At 35.6% G+C, this 18121-nt stretch carries 19 protein-coding genes; 17 read left to right on the top strand and 2 right to left on the bottom strand.

Annotation, left to right across the window (positions count from 1 at the left end; genetic code table 11):
* Positions 1-177: 177 nt before the first annotated feature.
* The 4 genes from ABS916_RS10465 to ABS916_RS10450 all read left to right on the top strand — a co-directional run bounded on the left by ABS916_RS10465 (position 178) and on the right by ABS916_RS10450 (position 4019).
* Positions 178-1110: a sugar phosphate isomerase/epimerase family protein gene (locus ABS916_RS10465; RefSeq protein ID WP_350451840.1), complete on the top strand. Its 933-nt coding sequence runs from the start codon at positions 178-180 to the stop codon at positions 1108-1110.
* A gap of 36 nt (positions 1111-1146) precedes the next feature.
* Complete coding sequence (locus ABS916_RS10460) at positions 1147-2529, top strand: PTS transporter subunit EIIC (RefSeq protein ID WP_350451839.1); 1383 nt, start codon at positions 1147-1149, stop codon at positions 2527-2529.
* Between the two features lie 93 nt (positions 2530-2622).
* Positions 2623-3360: a DeoR/GlpR family DNA-binding transcription regulator gene (locus tag ABS916_RS10455; RefSeq protein ID WP_350451838.1), complete on the top strand. Its 738-nt coding sequence runs from the start codon at positions 2623-2625 to the stop codon at positions 3358-3360.
* 371 nt (positions 3361-3731) lie between these two features.
* On the top strand, positions 3732-4019 hold the full coding sequence (locus tag ABS916_RS10450) for a hypothetical protein (protein ID WP_350451837.1): 288 nt from the start codon (positions 3732-3734) through the stop codon (positions 4017-4019).
* A gap of 55 nt (positions 4020-4074) precedes the next feature.
* Here the strand turns inward: ABS916_RS10450 and ABS916_RS10445 are convergent, their stop codons facing one another.
* Complete coding sequence (locus ABS916_RS10445; RefSeq protein WP_350451836.1) at positions 4075-4992, bottom strand: helix-turn-helix domain-containing protein; 918 nt, start codon at positions 4990-4992, stop codon at positions 4075-4077.
* 227 nt (positions 4993-5219) lie between these two features.
* Between ABS916_RS10445 and ABS916_RS10440 the strand changes: the two genes are divergently transcribed.
* The 3 genes from ABS916_RS10440 to ABS916_RS10430 all read left to right on the top strand — a co-directional run bounded on the left by ABS916_RS10440 (position 5220) and on the right by ABS916_RS10430 (position 7946).
* On the top strand, positions 5220-5444 hold the full coding sequence (locus ABS916_RS10440) for a Rossmann-fold NAD(P)-binding domain-containing protein (protein WP_350451835.1): 225 nt from the start codon (positions 5220-5222) through the stop codon (positions 5442-5444).
* Positions 5445-5889: 445 nt separating this feature from the next.
* Positions 5890-7254: a hypothetical protein gene (locus ABS916_RS10435; protein WP_350451834.1), complete on the top strand. Its 1365-nt coding sequence runs from the start codon at positions 5890-5892 to the stop codon at positions 7252-7254.
* A gap of 146 nt (positions 7255-7400) precedes the next feature.
* Complete coding sequence (locus tag ABS916_RS10430; RefSeq protein ID WP_350451833.1) at positions 7401-7946, top strand: RNA polymerase sigma factor; 546 nt, start codon at positions 7401-7403, stop codon at positions 7944-7946.
* 62 nt (positions 7947-8008) lie between these two features.
* On the opposite strand, the gene ABS916_RS10425 is transcribed toward ABS916_RS10430, so the two are convergent.
* Entirely contained in the window at positions 8009-8941 is a 933-nt protein-coding gene (locus ABS916_RS10425) for a competence protein ComK (protein WP_350451832.1), read from the bottom strand.
* A gap of 208 nt (positions 8942-9149) precedes the next feature.
* On the opposite strand from ABS916_RS10425, the gene ABS916_RS10420 reads away from it, so the two are divergent.
* From ABS916_RS10420 to ABS916_RS10375, 10 genes are all read left to right on the top strand, one after another.
* Positions 9150-9398, top strand: coding sequence for a hypothetical protein (locus ABS916_RS10420; protein ID WP_350451831.1), 249 nt, complete (start codon positions 9150-9152; stop codon positions 9396-9398).
* Between the two features lie 111 nt (positions 9399-9509).
* The gene (locus ABS916_RS10415) at positions 9510-10391 is read left to right on the top strand and encodes a VOC family protein (protein WP_350451830.1); all 882 of its coding nucleotides are present in this window, start codon (positions 9510-9512) and stop codon (positions 10389-10391) included.
* Between the two features lie 2 nt (positions 10392-10393).
* Positions 10394-10969 carry a dihydrofolate reductase family protein gene (locus tag ABS916_RS10410; protein WP_350451829.1) on the top strand — a complete coding sequence of 192 codons (576 nt, stop codon included), beginning with the start codon at positions 10394-10396 and terminating at the stop codon, positions 10967-10969.
* Between the two features lie 285 nt (positions 10970-11254).
* Positions 11255-12238: a LacI family DNA-binding transcriptional regulator gene (locus ABS916_RS10405; RefSeq protein ID WP_350451828.1), complete on the top strand. Its 984-nt coding sequence runs from the start codon at positions 11255-11257 to the stop codon at positions 12236-12238.
* Positions 12231-13136 (top strand): ribokinase, encoded by a 906-nt coding sequence (gene rbsK, locus ABS916_RS10400; protein WP_350451827.1) that lies wholly within the window; start codon positions 12231-12233, stop codon positions 13134-13136. The genes ABS916_RS10405 and rbsK overlap by 8 nt, the downstream gene beginning before the upstream one ends.
* Positions 13111-13509 carry a D-ribose pyranase gene (gene rbsD, locus ABS916_RS10395; RefSeq protein ID WP_350451826.1) on the top strand — a complete coding sequence of 133 codons (399 nt, stop codon included), beginning with the start codon at positions 13111-13113 and terminating at the stop codon, positions 13507-13509. Before rbsK ends, rbsD begins: the two co-directional genes overlap by 26 nt.
* Positions 13510-13521: 12 nt before the next feature.
* The gene (locus tag ABS916_RS10390) at positions 13522-15003 is read left to right on the top strand and encodes a sugar ABC transporter ATP-binding protein (protein ID WP_350451825.1); all 1482 of its coding nucleotides are present in this window, start codon (positions 13522-13524) and stop codon (positions 15001-15003) included.
* Position 15004: 1 nt separating this feature from the next.
* The gene (locus ABS916_RS10385) at positions 15005-15976 is read left to right on the top strand and encodes an ABC transporter permease (RefSeq protein ID WP_350451824.1); all 972 of its coding nucleotides are present in this window, start codon (positions 15005-15007) and stop codon (positions 15974-15976) included.
* 14 nt (positions 15977-15990) lie between these two features.
* Complete coding sequence (locus tag ABS916_RS10380; RefSeq protein WP_350451823.1) at positions 15991-16929, top strand: D-ribose ABC transporter substrate-binding protein; 939 nt, start codon at positions 15991-15993, stop codon at positions 16927-16929.
* Between the two features lie 306 nt (positions 16930-17235).
* Positions 17236-17994: an alpha/beta hydrolase gene (locus tag ABS916_RS10375; RefSeq protein WP_350451822.1), complete on the top strand. Its 759-nt coding sequence runs from the start codon at positions 17236-17238 to the stop codon at positions 17992-17994.
* The last annotated feature ends 127 nt before the right edge of the window (positions 17995-18121 follow it).

Genomic DNA, 18121 nt, shown 5'->3' with positions numbered 1-18121 from the left:
CCATTGCAGTCACAATTTACTAGTTTATTGTTGATGAAAAATAATACATATAAATAGTTGATTAAATATCTATTTGAAACTATTTGAAATAATATGAAATTAATTGATAAATAATGATTGATTTTGAAATTAAATGATGCTAAACTAAATTTATCAAACGAAGCGGAGGACTTAAATATGAAATTAGCTACTCGAATAAATTCATTTTTACCAGTATACGATAACGATTTAAAACAAGTTTTTTCAAAATTTAATGATCTAGGACTTACCCATGTTGACTTGAACTATCCAGAACACATGACAGGATTTTCTAGTGAGGAAATGAAAGCGTTGTTAGATGAAAACGATTTAAAAGCAAATGGTGTAGCCTTGCGTTTCAGAAATGAATTTATCAATGGTGAATTAGGAAATTCAGATGAAACAATTGCTCAAAACGCTTTAGAACTTTGTAAAGAAGCTGCTGATTACTGTAGAGAAGTTGGCGGGGAAGTTGTCACAATCTGGTTAGGTTTTGATGGATTTGATTACAGTTTCCAAATCAATTATCAAAAAGTATGGAATCAACTTGTAAATGCATTTAAAGAAATAGCAAACTATGCACCTGATTTGAAAATCAGCATTGAATACAAACCATTTCAACCTAGAGCGTATGCCTTTATCGATAGTATGGGTGTTGCCGGAATGATGTTGAATGATATTGACCGTGAAAATGTTGGGGTCACACTTGATTACTGTCATATGTTAATGAAACATGAGAATCCAGCTTTTGGTGCTGAAATTTTTGGTAGTCGCAATAAATTGTTTGGCGTTCATATTAATGATGGTTATGGTCTCAACGATGACGGTTTAATGATTGCTACGTCAACACCATTCAAAACACTAGAATTTCTGTACTATGTTAAAAAGCATAACTATGATGCACCATTTTACTTTGATACATTCCCAATCATTGAACACGCAGTAAAAGAATGTGAACAAAACATTAAGATGATCAAATTATTAAATGGTCTGATTGATAATGTTGGTTTGGATCAAATTCAAGATATTATTGACCGAAACGATGCAATTGGAGCAAGCGAACTTATGATGAAATTTTTATCAAATAACTAGTCTCAATAAAAAAAAGAGGTGTGAGGAAATATGGTAATGAATTATAAAGATGGTGCTAAAGATATAATAAACCTTATTGGAGGGAAAGAAAATATCTCTGGCATGACTCATTGTGCTACCAGATTACGGTTTAATTTAAGAGATACATCGAAAGCAGATACAGCAGCAATAGAAAAAGTTGATGGCGTGGTAAACGTCATCAACAAAGCTGGACAATATCAAATCTTAATTGGAACGAATGTACCAAAATTATATGCTGAAATAGAAGAATTAGTTGGTGAGACTAAATCAGCACCAACTAATACTGAAAAAGCTGATAGATCAGCACAAGGCATAATTGGATCCGTTTTCTCAGCTATTTCAGGTATATTCGCTCCTTTATTACCAGCTTTAGCAGGTTCAGGTATTTTAAGAGGGTTGCTCTTATTAGTTGTCCAGTTAGGTTGGTTAAGTGAAGCAAGTGGGACTTACCAAATATTGTCAGCGGCTTCAATGACCGTGTTTTATTTCTTACCAGTGTTACTTGCCTTTACATCAGCTAGAAGATTTGGGGCAGATATTTATATTTCAGCATTAATCGGTGCGGCGTTATTGCATCCTGATTTTATTGCCTTACTAGGAGATGTTGGTAATGGAGCGACAACCACGTTCTTGGGTATTCCAACTGTATTAATGAATTATAATTCAACAGTGGTTCCGATTATTCTTTCTATCTGGATTTTCTCATACCTATATAAATGGCTTGATAAAGTGATTCCAGAAACACTTAAACTGGTTGTATTGCCTTTAATATCAATTGTCATTATGGTACCGTTGACAATTATTGTAATTGGTCCTTTAGGTGTTTATGGTGGAGAAGCAATTGGAAGTGTAGTTAATTGGTTGATTGCAAGAAGCAGTATTCTTGCCGGAATCGTGGTCGGTGGTGGCTGGTCTGTTCTAGTTAGTTTAGGCATTCACTGGGCAGTTAACCCAATCATGATCAATAACATTGCGACTTATGGTATGGATTACATCGTACCGTTTACCTTTGCCTGTAACTTCGCAACCATTGGTACAGCATTAGGTGTACTTCTAAAAGCGAAAGATTCTGATATTAGAAGTTTCTCAATTACTGGGATGGTTACGATTGCTTTATCAGCAATTATTGAACCGACTGTGTTTGGTTTATTGCTTAAAAATAAAAAGCTGTTCTTGGCACAAATTATTGGTGGAGCAGTGGGTGGAGCATACCTAGGTTTGACTAACGTATATGCAAATGCATTTGTTTTTGGAAGCGTTACTACTTTCCCAGCATTTGTGGGTGAGAATCCATCAAACTTCATTAATGCTATGATTGGTCTGGCTATTTCATTAGTTGTAGCAGCTGTCATTTCGTACTTTGTTACAAGAATTGATGAAAAACTAATCAAAAACTAAAATAATTTAAGATAATCGTTATAAAAGCTTGTCACCTTGTCATTTATATGAAATGATAAGGTGACAAATTTTTTTTACTGAGGTGTGTTTATAATGATTCCGTATGAGAGAAAAAAAGTGATTTTAAACAAATTAAACGAGCAAGATATTGTTATACTGGATGAATTACAAAACGTATTATCCGGCGTATCGGTTTCGACTATTCGTCGAGATTTAAAAGATTTAGAAAAGGCAGGTCACGTAACATTATTGCCTGGCGGTGCTGCAAAATTATTTTCCCGCTCTACAGATGTTCCAATTACAAAAAGAACGACTTTAAATCGTAATGAGAAAAAAGAAATTGCCTTGTTGGCAGTTAAAGAAGTTAAATTAGGCGAGACAATATATGTAGACTCAGGATCAACCGGTGAAGAATTGCTATTAGAGTTAGCAAAGAAAAAAATAACCTTGATTACTTCGGTTACAAATTTCAAAATCCCTCTTCAAGATGTAGAAGCGCAAGTCTATTCTCTTGGTGGTTTTGTCAATTTCACAAACAATTCGCTTAAAGGCGATTTAACCGTGCAGAATATTGATTATTTTAATTTTGATCGTGCGTTCATTGGCGCAAATGGAGTGGATAGTAAATTTGGCTACACCACACCTGATTTAAGTGAGGCACTTAAGAAAAGAAAAGTAATTGAAAAATCGCAAGAAGTTTACTTTGTTTGTGATTCCAGCAAATTCCATGAGGTCTATATGTCTTCGATTGCACCTTTATCAGATTCAGTTCTCATTACGGATGAAAGAGATGAAGCAATTGAAAAGAATCTTAAGCAATTAATCTGCTGAGTTTTTATTACTAGGTACTTATAGCTTTAAAAATTAATTTAAAGGATGGTTAAGAATAAATCTTAGCTATCCTTTTTATATTTCTTGATTTTATGAGAGAGTTGGTTCTTTGAACATATAGTAGTTAAAATTATCAATAGACAAGCAACCATATATTTACTCTAAATTAACTTTAGAGAATAAAAAACATTAATTATAGTAGACAGTGGACAAATAACTTATAATAGCATCCTGTTTGTCCAAAACAGTAATGAATGGAAAAATAGCGAGTATCTGTATTTAGTTTATTCTGTTCTTTGAGTGTTCTATTCGTCCAGGTGTCAAAGGTATGATATGATTTAGGTAAAGACAGAAATTTTGGAGGAAAGACAATGAAAATGACTCTTTATCGAACTATTAATGTGAAAAGCCCTGAAAAAATAATTACTTTACAGAAACCTTTTGAATCAGGCAATGTCCCACAAAAAGGAGACCTTATTAAAGATTCTATGTTTGTGGATCCTGATGAAATTGAGGTAATTTCAGTAGATAAAAATGAAGCAGAACAAACGGTTGCTATCCATTTAAGACCAATAGAAATGAACTATGCGACCGATGAACACAATCAAAACATGGTGAATGCTTATAAAGTAAACGGTTGGACAAGTGACGTGTACTAAATGATTTAAAGATAAAAGCTGCCTAGAGATTTTTTCTCTAGGCAGCTTTTTACGTTTATGCTAAAATTTCATCTTTGATTTGATCAACAGGGTAACTTGAATAAAGATTTAAAAAGTTTTCTGGATCCTTTAATACTAACTCTTTTAAGTTTTGTTTATTTAAGCTGTCAAGAATACGAACGGCTCTATCGATGAGTCCTGGTTCAGATAGATCACCGATTTTTTTCATACAGACTTCTTTGCGAACCAAGGCAGTCGCCAACATAACCGCATCATCCATCTGAGCACTTTCAGATTCCATTTGCTTGATGTAAAACAAAGTTTGTTCGTATTTTTGATCCATCATTAGTAGATTTGTTAAATGCAGTAAGAAACTGATTTTTAAAGTCCTTACTTCATCAAGATGTTTGTATTGAGTTAATGTTTCAAGTGCTCTTTCAGTGAGTAGAGCAGCAGTATCACTGTCAAATAAATACAAAATATTATTGATGATGTGCAGTTCAGCTAAGTACCATTTATCCAGTATTTCCATCCTATTCCACACTTCTTGAGCATAATCTTTAGCTTTAGCTAAATTTTGTTCCTCAAATAATACTGCATATCCACGACAAGCATTTAAAATATCGAGAGTCAACTGATCGTAGCGTTCCTGCACCAATTTTTCGCCCTTTTCAATGATCTCATAAATTAATTCAAGTGTTGGATTTTTATTTAATTGTTTAAATAAATAAAGGATCGTTTCTTTCTGTCCTAATTCAAAATCATTTAAAAGGTAGCTGAATTCCTCATGAGACATATCCATATGATCTAAAATAGCGAGATATTTGGAAAGGGTAGGAGTGATATCATTATTTTCAAACTTTGTATACGTTGAACGAGCCATGGTATGATCCGAAATTTCATTTTGTGTATAGCCTTTATTTTCTCTGATCTTTTTTAATGTTGAGCCAATGGGAATATTTATGTCAGACATATGACAACCTCCTAGAAATAAGTCCAGTTATTATTGTAACGCTTTGTGGCAAAGCAGTGTATAGTCGGTATACTTGATTCAAAGCAATTAGTTTAACTAGGAAAGAAAAAGCGTTTAAAGTAATAATAAGACGTTTACCACCTGCACAGAGGAAGAAGGAATGACGTATTACAAATAAAGAACATTTAACCAAACCAACAAATCTTCCACAACTGCAGTATTTTTATGTGATTAAAGGAAAAGATCAAACGATTCGACTAGATATAGAAGAATCGGACATTTTTCTAAATGCCGATGGTGTATTAGATTGTCCAATTGATACGGTGTTGCGCAAAAATCAGTATTCGTTTGAGGACTTAAATAGTTGGTTTGCTAAAGAAATTCAATTCATTGCCGTTAACAATGGTATTGAGCAAATTCTTCATACCATTCAATTAAATGTGAACCTTTAAACGACTTCAGATTATTTTAGCATAAAATCCTATAATAAAAGATTAAAAATTCATAAAATGCTTTGTAAAGCGAATCCATTATGAACAAATTATGACAAATCCAAAAAGTCCTTGTCTTCGTTATAAAAAGGATTTATTATTTTTAGTGAAAATGATCTGTTTTATCATTTGTTTATGAATAAAAAAAATAAATATTCATAAATATTTTGAGAGATGAATCTCAAAATAGAGAGAGCAGCTATTAAACAATTAAAATTTCTGTTAAAACTGAGAGAACTGATCTCGGTTTTTTTTTGTCTATTTGGTGTCAATTGTGGTAAAAGGATTGATTAACTGTTGGATTGCGCTAAACTAGCTAAGGGACCATTAGATTACATAGAGAATGGAAGATACATAAAAAATGATATTAAAAGGTATAAGATTTCTGCTGATGGTAAGTTTACTGGTGCTTATATATTTTGAAAGTCCATCGGTATTGGCAGCTACAAACAATGAGACAGAATCAAGTGAAGCAGTAGAAAGTGTTCCATCAAATGAATTCAACGAACCTGTAGAAATCCAAAAACCTATTCCAAAGAATGAGGCGATTGTGAGTGAACAGGTATCCATTGAACCTAAAATAGCTCATGCTGGTGAGCAACGATCATTCAGTCTGACGCTACCGGAAGAATTAAGGTTTGAAACGATTGTTTTAAGTTATTTGGCTGGTGACACAAAAATAGAAACAACCGTTGTATTAACCTATGATACTGAATTAAAACAGTATGTAGGGCAATTGGAGACGACTAAAGAGACAGCTATCGGACAGTGGTTATTGACAAAAGTGGTTGGAATTGATGAAAACGAAGTCCCAAGTGTATTGGAAACGAGATCTTTAGCAAACGAAGATCCAGAACTAAAAGCAGGCGATTTTGAAGTGCTTGCACACCCAGCTTCTCTAGTAGATCTTACGTCGATTAAAGTTGAACCAAAAGCCGTTAAAGTGGGCGAAAAGCTTCAGTTTAGTTTGCATTCAGTTGGAAATGAACGGTTGACTAATGTAACAGTTGTTTATCGCTTGTTGCCTAAAGATGGTGAATCAATAGATCAACAGTTGCTGCTCTCTTTAACATTTAATGAAGCAACAAAAGTCTATGAAGGAGAATTGGCTTCTATCACCAATGAGTTAATGGGCGATTGGGTGATTGATCACCTAAGTGGTAGTGATGAGCAAGGCAATCCATTTAGCTTATATAACCAATTTGTCATTGGATTAGATAAAGAACAGTTACAAAAACAAATTGATGAACTAAACAAACAACTACTAGCACAACAAACAGCAGAGATAGAAGACACAGACGAACAAGAAAATAGAGACGTATTGCTAGAAAAGATTCAACAACTGGAAGCAATGATAGAAGAAAAAGAAAAATTACTCCAATCAGATCTTTCGATGGGGAATTTTACTATAGAAAAACAGTTGAAAGAAGAACTTGATGCAGTGGATGAAGAGACGCCTATATCAAGTGAAGAAGAAAGTAGTGCATTAGAAAAAGAAGCAGAGTCAAGTTTGAAAGAGTCTAAAACGGACGTTAGTAAAGAAGAACGGACAACAGAGTTGAAAGATACACAAGAAAAGACTAATGTGAACAGCTCCCAAAATGAAAATCAAGATTCAACTAAAGAGTCTGCTCAAGCGATAGATGCAACATCCGTTTCAGAAGAAAATGTAACAGACGAAAAAAAGGAAGCAACCGCATTTTCGAAAAGTTCCTTATTTATTGTGTTGGCTGCTTTTGTCATTATTAATGGATTTATATTTAAATTTTAAAAAAGTAACGATGGCTTTCAAAGTCTCTTTAATAAGAGATTTTGGAGGCTTTTTAGTCTAGTTTGGTTTCTTGTCGGTTTTATGAGTAAGCCTTATTCTATAAGGGTACAAGGCCTTGTAACACCAGTACAAAGGATTTGAACTAGATGATAAGAAGACTAAGTGAAGAAAATGAAAAAGGTTTTTTTGATCAGCATTCAGGAATCGTCTATGGGGTATTGAAGAAATTAGGTGTGAACCGCAATCATTCAGACTACGATGATTTTGTGCAACAAGGTTTGCTGAAATTGGTAGAAGCGTACGAAACGTTTCCAAAAGATTTAGAGCAGGCCGAATATCTGTATCAATTTACTGGTTTTGCATACACTAAGGTTCGTTGGAAAATGTTGGATTTGTTAAGGAAACAACAGCGAAAATGGGAAAGTGAAATGCCTTGGCCAGAAGATTTTGTTAAGCAGCAGCCAGATACTCATTTGCCATTCGAACAAGCGTATCAAGAGATGGATTTATTGAAAGAAATGCTGCCATTGCTCACTAAAAACGAACAAGCCTATTTAGTAGACACGGTAGTCACTCGTTTATCGGTTACAGAAATTGCTAAAAAGCAAGGAGTGAGTCGGAAAACAGTCTATCAATGGAAAAAGAGAGTAGCTGAAAAGTTAGCGCATTTTTTACTTATCTTGAAAGACTAACAGAACGTTGAATGATAAAAACAGCTTATGCGAATCAAAAATACTCGCATAAGCTGTTCGTTTTAGTCATGGAAATAGGTTGGTTTAAACTTTAAACTTAGAGAAAAATCTTCTCTAATCTCATCAATATACGGATTCCCTTCTCCGAGAATTGTTTCAAGCGATTCATTTGCACGATAGATGGTTAAATAATTGATAAGTGATTCTATTGGAGAAAGTACGGATAGGAAAGTAGAAGCTTTTACACGCCTTTGCACAATATTTAGCTCATCCGTAAATTGAGGTGTGTGGGTAAAGTGTAAAAGTCCAACGATCTCATCAATGACATTTTGCTGAAGAAAAGAAAGTTTAGCGGATCGTTCTACTTGTTCATTAAAGCTGCGAGCTGAAATTAAAAGCTTCAACTCATGGCCGTCTCGAAAATAAACGTGTATACTATTTCCTTTTTTATCTTCTACAGCATCAAGCGCATGATGGAGCCCATACCAGCTGGTAGAATCGTTGGATGAGCCTTTCTCAGGTACAAATATTTGATAGCCTGAGACAAACGGACAGCGGTGATGAAAACCTAAACTTTTACCAATCGATTGAACGGTCTGGTAATTTATCGGACGTTTACTGAAGTAACGGTTCATAATGGTACGAGAATGTTCCTTTGTTTTTAAAGGTGGTGTTCCTAATTGGAAAACAATGGTATTAAATAAAGTGTCTTTGACATCACGAATATCTTTTATGTAATAGGTGTTTTCATTCAATAAAATATGGGAATGTTCAAAACTCATAGCTAACAAGGCGGAAAGAGTCGTGTCTGTAATCAACAAAGGCTTGATCGGTATCCGAGTAAATGACGTTTCATAATAGTAATGCGAGTCACTTTTTTCGTTTTGAAGAGGCGTATAGTCAGTTGTCGCTATTCTTTTATTAAATTGATAATAAGTCGTTCTCAAATTATTATAATATTCTTTGTGCTGATTACAGTCAAAATCTTCTTTCATCCTGCTGGCCCCATTTCATGTGTCAATTTGTTAAAAGCGTAACATAACTTAATTGTAAACGCTATCATTTAGAGAAACATTAACTAATCAATTATTCTAATTAAATTATCACTGTTTTTTAATTGTTTTTCATTAATCTAGCCTGTATTTCCTCTTAGGCAATACAATTGCAAAACTTAGATGATAAAGTTTAATTGTATCTACTCAAATGACAAATGATTCTGAGTTAGTCGAACTAAGGCTCGTTGCATCAACTCAAATGAGAAATGGATTTGAGTTAATCGAATTAAGGCTCGTTGCATCGACTCAAACGAGAAATGGATTTGAGTTAATCGAACTAAGGCTCGTTGCATCAACTCAAAGAAGAAATCGATTTGAGTTAGTCGAACTAGGATTCATTGTGCTTACTCAAATGAGATTCTACTTTAAGTCGGCCAATAGTATCTTAATTTGCTAAAATTATTAATAAAAGTAGCATGCTTTAAAAATTGGGAAATGACAGTCAAGATGCTTTTACAATTATTTTTTTCAAGCGTATACTGAATGAAAGAGATGAGGAGGTATACTCATGAAAAAAATTGTTACGCATCTTTGGTACGATAAAGAGGCTCTTGAAGCAGCAGAATTTTACACAAATTTATTTGATCATTCTTCTATTGATAGTGTGGTAACTCTTAATGACACTCCTTCTGGATCGGCAGAGAGCATTGTGTTCACGTTAGCTGACCAAACTTTTATGTCCATTTCAGCTGGTCCAATATTTAAGTTGAATCCATCTGTTTCTTTGCAAGTCGTTTGTAAAACTTTAGCGGAAGTAGATCATTTATGGAAGCAACTATCTAAGGGAGGTTCCATAATGATGCCGCTTGATGCTTATCCATTTAGTGAAAAATATGGCTGGACAGAGGATAAGTACGGCCTCTCTTGGCAAATTATGTATTTGCCCGATCAATTAATTTCACAAAAAATCACTCCAACTCTGTTATTTACAGATGAACAGTATGGTAAAGCAAAAGAGGCAATCGAATTTTACACGTCAGTCTTTACTAATGCTGCCTTTGACGGGTTGAATTATTATAGTGAGGATGATGAACAAGGTCAAGGTGGAAAATTGATGTATGGAACGTTTAATCTGGAAGGACAAAATTTTGTAGCGATGGATAGTGCCGTTGCACATGGATTTGAATTTTCTGAAGCCATTTCTTTTCTAGTCAACTGCGATACACAAGAAGAAATTGATTACTTTTGGGAAAAACTTTCTTTTGTGCCTGAAGCTGAGCAATGTGGCTGGTTGAAAGATAAGTTCGGATTCTCATGGCAAATTTCACCAACGATCATGAATGACATGATGAATACAAAAGACCGTGTACAATTGGACCGTGTGACACAAGCTTTCCTTCCAATGAAAAAAATGAACATTGCCGAATTAAAAAAAGCGTATGAAGGGTAAAAATGAAACGCCAAACTTTTTATAAGATTGGCGTTTTTGTTAAAGGAGATGGTAGGATGAGACGGATTGTTATGAACTTAGCCATGAGTTTAGATGGATTTATCGCCAATGAAGATGGCAGCTTTGAATGGATCAAAGGGTACGAAGACAATACGTTAAATACAGACAATCCATACAATTATGAAGCATTGTTAGAAGATATTGATATTGTTGTGATGGGGAAAAGGTGTTATGAACAAGATATGCATTTGGAATTTAAAGCGAAAACCGTTTATGTAGTTACTCATTCGACGATCACTGATTATGATAACATTAAGTTTTGTGGCGAAGACATCATTGAGGTCATCAAGGAAGAGCAACGAAAGACTGGTAAAGATATTATGCTATTTGGTGGCGGAAAACTCATCAATACCTTTTTACAAGCTGATTGTATTGATGAGTACATTATTGGGCTGATCCCAGTTATTCTAGGAACAGGCCGTCCGTTGTTTTATGGCGGGTATCCACCAATTGAGTTAAAGCTGGAAGAATACATGGTGGATAAAGGAATCGTTATTTTGAGGTATGTGAACAGATAAGTGAGTATTACTTATAGGCATTCAATTGAATGCTTATTTTTTTTGAAGAGCAATGTATATTATTGGTAGGATTGAGGGAAATGGACGAATAATCATAAAAATAGGACAAATGATTGCAAAATAGGGGTTGGTTTGTCTAAAATAGTAAAGTAAGTAGTCATTAGGTTGTAAATTAAATAAATAATTTGGAAAAATCAAAAGAAAACGCTTGCACATATTTTAAATAGATGGTAAGATTCATGTGTAATCGGTTCCACAAAAACTTTTAAAAGAGCGAGGGATAGCATGACAACGATAAAAGAAGTTGCAAAATTAGCAGGTGTATCGGTAGCTACTGTTTCTAGAGCATTAAACAATAGTGGCTATGTCAGTGAAGACGCTCGAAAAAAAGTGGAGGCAGCCGTTAAAGAATTAAATTTTTATCCTAATGAGGTAGCAAGATCTCTCTATCAAAAAAAATCAAAACTAATTGGCTTACTGTTGCCAGATATCGCAAATCCTTTTTTTCCTTTGATTGCTAAAGGAGTAGAAGACGGCGTGAATCAACGAGGCTATAGCTTGTTACTGGGAAATGTGGAAGAGGATCTTGAAAAAGAAAAAGATTATTTGAAAATTTTTTCGCAAAATAACATTGCTGGAGTCATCTCAGCGGTTCAAGGCAATACGAAAGATTTTCAACATATGCCATTTGTTTTATTAGACCGAGTGAAAAGCGACCATGATTTTGCTGTTCATTCAGATGATTACACAGGTGGAATGATGGCTGCTGAAGCGATCGTAGCCAGAAGTCCAAAAGAAATCATCATTATGGTGGGTCCAAAGGAAGTGCCCAGTTCAGCTGTTCGTTTAGCTGGAAATAAAAAAGTATTGCAAGAAAGTCACTTAGATTATCAAGTATTTCAAACGACTAGTTTTCAATTAGAAGAAGCAGAGGAAACGGCAGAACAGTTTTTTGGAAAATTTCCTAATGCGGACAGCGTGATTGCTTCAAATGATGTTTATGCAATGGCAGTCATGAAAGAAGCACTTAAAAGAGGTCGTCGTATTCCAGAAGATTTTCAGATTATTGGCTATGATGATATGCCGTTTAGTAGAATGGTTTATCCAGGATTAACGACAATCGCTCAACCGGCTTATGAAATTGGGTATAAGGGTGCAGAACTGTTGTGTGATATTCTTGAAAAAGGATTTGTTGAAAACAGCCGCATTCAATTGCCCGTAACGTTAAAAATTAGAGAATCAGTTAGAAAGAAGGATGAACATGAGTAAAATTACTGTAATTGGCAGTATCTCTACAGATTTTGTAGTGACAGCTGATATAAGACCAGAAGTCGGTGAAACCATTACCGGCAATGATTTCAGTACAACATTTGGTGGGAAAGGGGCCAATCAGGCTGTAGCAAGTGCTCGACTAGGCGGAGACGTTTATATGGCTGGAACTGTTGGTAATGATTTATTTGGAAAAGAATTGATTCAGAATCTGATAGGGAATAATATTCATGTAGACTATGTGGAACCCGTTACACAAGTGCCATCTGGATCAGCTCATATCACAATTGTGGATGGAGACAATTGCATTGTTTATGTTCCAGGAGCGAATAACGCGATTGATACAAATAGAATTGAAAAATTAATTGCGTTAATTCAATCAAGTGACATCGTGGTTGTACAAAATGAATTGCCACAAGAAGTTGTTGAAAAAATTATCGAGGTTTGTTTTGCTCAAAACGTTAAAGTTATTTACAATCCGGCTCCTGCTAGATTTGTCAGCCAAAGCATTTTAGAAAAGGCTACTTATCTGACACCAAACGAAAGTGAGTTCAAGTTGTTATTTCCGATGATGACCCTGTCTGAAGGTTTAGCTCACTACCCAAATCAATTGATTGTGACGATGGGCTCTAAAGGTGTTTACTATCATGATGGAACAAGTGAGAAGCACGTTTCTTCTTACTCGGTAGACCCGATAGATACAACAGGCGCAGGAGACACCTTTAACGGAGCATTTGCAGTAGCCCTTACGGCTGGTTTAGATATGGACTCCAGTATTCGTTTTGGGAACTTAGCTGCTTCATTATCGATTCAAAAATTTGGCGCTCAAGGCGGAATGCCTACGCTAGCAGAAATGAAAGAGAGTGAAAACTATGAAAAAACATGGAATATTAAATAGTGATATAGCAAAAGTCTTATCCGATTTAGGGCACACAGATAAAATCGCGATTGGTGATGCTGGGTTACCTGTACCAAATGGCGTGAAAAAGATTGATTTAGCTTTAACGTTAGCTGAGCCTTCTTTTTTATCGGTTTTAAAAGTCGTCTTAAGCGATATGAAAGTTGAAAAAGTGGTATTAGCTGAAGAGATAAAAGAACAAAATGCCACACAGTTAAGGGACATAAAAGCAACATTAATAGATGATGAACAAATAACTTACGTGAGTCATGAAGCATTTAAAGAACAGTTGAAAGATGTAAAAGCGGTTATACGAACAGGAGAAGCAACACCCTATTCCAACATAATATTGCAATCAGGTGTTTTATTTTAGGAGGTGTGTCAGATGGAAGTAAAAATGACAGGCATTAGAAAAAGTTTTGGCAGCAATTCTGTCCTCAGAGGGGTCGACTTCGATATTCATGCTGGTGAAGTTCATGCCTTGATGGGTGAAAATGGAGCTGGGAAATCAACTTTGATGAATATCTTAACGGGATTGCACAAATCAGATGCTGGCGAAATTAGTATCAATGGTGAAAAGAAGCATTTCGATAATCCAAAAGAAGCAGAAGAACACGGGGTAAGTTTTATTCACCAAGAAATGAATACTTGGCCAGAAATGACGGTACTGGAAAACTTGTTTATTGGTAAAGAACTTAAGAACAAAATGGGTTGGATCAAAACAAAAGACATGCGTAGTCTTGCGGAAGCTACATTTAATGATCTAGGGGTCCACATTGATTTGGATGCAGAGGTCAAACAACTTTCAGTAGGCCAACAACAAATGATTGAAATTGCCAAATCATTGATGACAAATGCTCAAGTCATTATTATGGATGAACCAACAGCAGCGTTAACAGAAAGAGAAATCGATGTATTGTTCAAAATTATCGCAACGTTGAAACAAAAAAAAGTAGCTATTATTTATATCTCACATCGGATGGAAGAAATTTTTAAAATCAGTGATCGCATTACCGTTATGCGAGATGGCGTATCGATTGATACAACATTGACCAAAGAAACCACAAATGATGAAGTGGTACGCAAAATGGTTGGACGTGACTTGGAAGACTATTACCCAAAGAAACACTCTAAAATTGGAAATATTGTATTTGAAACAAAGGGATTAACACAAGAGAATCGTTTTGAAAATATTTCATTTACCGTAAAGTCTGGCGAAATTGTTGGATTCTCAGGTTTGATGGGTGCCGGAAGAACCGAAATCATGCGCAGCTTGTTTGGAATCGATGAATTGGATCAAGGCGAAGTTTATCTTGAAGGAGAAAAAATTACGATCAAAAATCCAAGTATGGCGATTGAAAAAGGGATCGGTTTTTTAACAGAAAATCGAAAAGAAGAAGGATTGATCTTAGATTATTCGATTCGAGACAATATCAGCTTACCATCGATTGATGGATTTAGTAAAAAAGGGCTGATTGATACACATGCAGAAACCGATTTTGCCCAGTTATTGATGGAACGTCTTCATGTTAAAGCAGAGGATCAATTTGATAGCGTTTCCAGTTTGTCTGGTGGAAACCAGCAAAAAGTTGTCTTAGCTAAATGGATCGGTATTGGCTCAAAAGTATTGATTTTAGATGAACCGACTCGTGGTGTGGATGTTGGAGCGAAACGAGAAATTTATCAACTGATGAATGAATTAGCGGATAGAGGTGTAGCCATCATCATGGTGTCAAGTGACTTACCAGAAATTCTTGGAGTTAGTGACCGAGTGATCGTAATTCATGAAGGTCATGTCGCAGGGGAATTAACTAAAGCTGAAGCTACAGAAGAAAAAATAATGAAACTCGCTACGGGAGGGTACTAACATGGTAGAAGCAAATGTAGAAAAGAAAGAAAAGAAAACGGGAACGCCAAAAAATTATATTGGAAAACTTGGGCCATTCCTTGCATTAATCGTATTAGTGGTATTAGTAACGATTGTAAATCCAAGTTTTATTGCACCAACGAATCTATTGAACCTATTAAGACAAGTTTCAACGAATGCGTTAATTGCTTTTGGGATGACATTTGTCATTATTACAGGTGGGATTGATTTATCAGTTGGGTCAACGTTAGCTTTAAGCAGTGCTTTAATGGCAGGCTCGATTGCAGCCGGTATGGATCCAATATTGGCAATGATCTTAAGTTTGGTAGTAGGAACGGTATTCGGAGCTGTTAACGGCTTATTGATTACTAAAGGAAATATGGCTCCATTTATCGCAACCCTTGCAACAATGACGATTTATCGTGGATTGACACTGGTTTATACAGATGGGAATCCAATCACGGGTATTGGCGACAGCTTTATTTTCAAATTTGTTGGCCGCGGGTATTTATTTGGTATTCCATTCCCAGTCGTATTGATGATCATTAGTTTTATCTTATTGTTTATCCTGTTACACAAAATGACTTTTGGTAGAAAAACATTTGCGATAGGAGGGAACGAAAAAGCATCATTTATTGCGGGTATCAAAAATGATCGCATCAAAACAGGTATCTACGCTTTATCTGGTTTGATGGCTTCACTAGCTGGTATCATCATCACATCTAGGTTAGACTCTGCACAACCGACAGCTGGTACATCTTATGAAATGGATGCCATTGCTTCTGTAGTATTAGGTGGAACAAGTTTATCTGGTGGACGCGGAAGATTAGTTGGGACCTTAATTGGAGCTTTGATTATCGGAACATTGAATAATGGAATGAATTTATTAGGTATATCAAGTTTTTACCAACAAGTCGTTAAAGGGATCGTCATCATCATCGCAGTATTATTAGACAGAAAAAACAAAAAATAGGAGGAATGACAAAGATGAAAAAATTAGTCGGTTTAGCAACAGTAGCAACGTTACTTTTAGCAGGTTGTGGGGCAGCAACTTTGGAAGGCGAAAACAAAACTGAAAGCGGTCCAGTGGAAGAAAAGGAAACCTCAGAATTAGTTGTGGGTGTATCCATTTCTACATTAAATAATCCGTTTTTTGTTTCACTAGAACAAGGAATTACCGATTTGGCTGATGAGCAAGATACAACCGTAAAAAGTGTCGATGCTCAAGATGATACAGCGAAACAAACTAATGATATTGATGACTTGATCCAACAAGGAGTAGATATCTTATTGATCAATCCAGTCGATTCAGCTGCAATCACACCTGCTGTTGAATCTGCAAATGCTGCTGGAATTCCAGTCATTACGATTGATCGTTCGAGTGATGGTGGAGAAGTAGTAACGCTAGTCGCTTCTGACAACGTTGAAGGTGGCGAAATGGCTGCTAAATACATTGAAGAGATCTCAGGAACAGATGCAAATACGGTTCAACTAGAAGGCGTTCCAGGAGCTTCTGCTACTAGAGAGCGTGGAGAAGGATTTACAAACATAGCTGAAGAATCATTAAACGTAGTAGACAGTCAAACGGCGAACTTTGACCGTGCAGAAGGATTAACGGTTATGGAAAATATGTTACAAGCTAATCCAGACATCCAAGCTGTCTTTGCACAAAACGATGAAATGGCGTTAGGTGCTATTGAAGCCATTCAATCTGCAGGAAAAACTGGTGAAATCCAAGTTGTCGGCTTTGATGGAACTGAAGATGGAATCAAAGCAGTAGAAGCGGGTACCTTGAGTGCAACTGTTGCTCAACAACCTAGTGAAATGGGTAAATTAGCAATGCAAGCAGCGTTTGATTACTTTGCTGGCGAAACAATTGAAGAGTACATTGCTTCACCATTAGAATTGGTTAAGAACGAAGAGTAGGATAAAGGGGAAAAGTTTTGAGACTACTGTCTCAAAACTTTTTTGTTTTTTAAAGCGGTCGTCCTTAAGGTACAATTGAGCGTACTTCAATGAACGGATAAGAGTTCATGTCTCGTTGTGAACTTCGCAGAGAACTACTCGAATCGGTATCGTTCATAAGGTTTTGTAGTAGTGAAAGAAGAAAAATAAACGTATTAAGCTTTCGGTATAATGGAAGTTTGGTCTAGCTTTTTTATAAAATGATTGTTACTATTAAAAAAACAAAGAGTGAAAAGTCAATCTTATTAAACTATGGGAGGCATAATGATGAGTGTTGTTTCTGGTCAAATTGATTCTTCAGAATTAGGATTTAAGATTTCTTATAAAGCCATTTTGCCAGAGGAACGAACAGGGCCGTATCCTGTTTTGTATCTCTTACATGGATTATCAGACGATGATTCCAGTTGGTTGTATCAGTCATCAGTAGCACGATATGCGGCGGAGTACAATTTAGCTATTTTTATGCCGCAAGTCCATATAAGTTTCTATACAGATATGTATATGGGGGCAAATTACTGGAGCTTTTTAACAAAAGAGTTCCCTATGAAAATGAAAAACTTATTTAACATTTCTCATAATAGTGAAGAGACCTTTGTTGCCGGTCTATCTATGGGTGGCTATGGCGCAATAAAATGGGGATTAACGTATCCAGATGAAGTAGCTGGAATTGCGGCTCTTTCGGCTGCTGTAGATCCTTATAGGATATGGCAAGATGATCCAGATAGAGATAGCCTTTTCAAACCAATATTTGGGTCAAAAGAGTCGTTTGTAGGATCTGAAAATGACTTGTATGCCTTGCTAAAACAAGTAAATAAAGAAACTATTCAACCGGCCATTTTACAAATTTGTGGCACAGAGGATTATCTCTATGCAGACAATTTGAGATTTAAAAAAGCTCTTCAAGAGACCTTTTCCGATTATACCTTTAGTGAAAAGCCAGGAGAACATAACTGGGCATTTTGGGACCAAGAAATACAAGTTGTATTGAAATGGATTCAAGAAATAACAGCAAAAAAAAGAAGCTGAGATTTTCTCAACTTCTTTTTTTGCTGTTATAGAATTTTATGAAGACGTGTTGCCATCACGATAAGGTTCTACTGCTTAGAAAATTGGCCGATGTGAAAGCGAGAAGGAAAACGAATGCCATTTCAGG

This window comes from Carnobacterium sp. (genome assembly GCF_040274945.1).
Classification (GTDB): domain Bacteria; phylum Bacillota; class Bacilli; order Lactobacillales; family Carnobacteriaceae; genus Carnobacterium_B.
The sequence above is the reverse complement of the archived record's forward strand: the minus strand, read 5'-3'. Positions and strand labels throughout refer to the sequence as shown.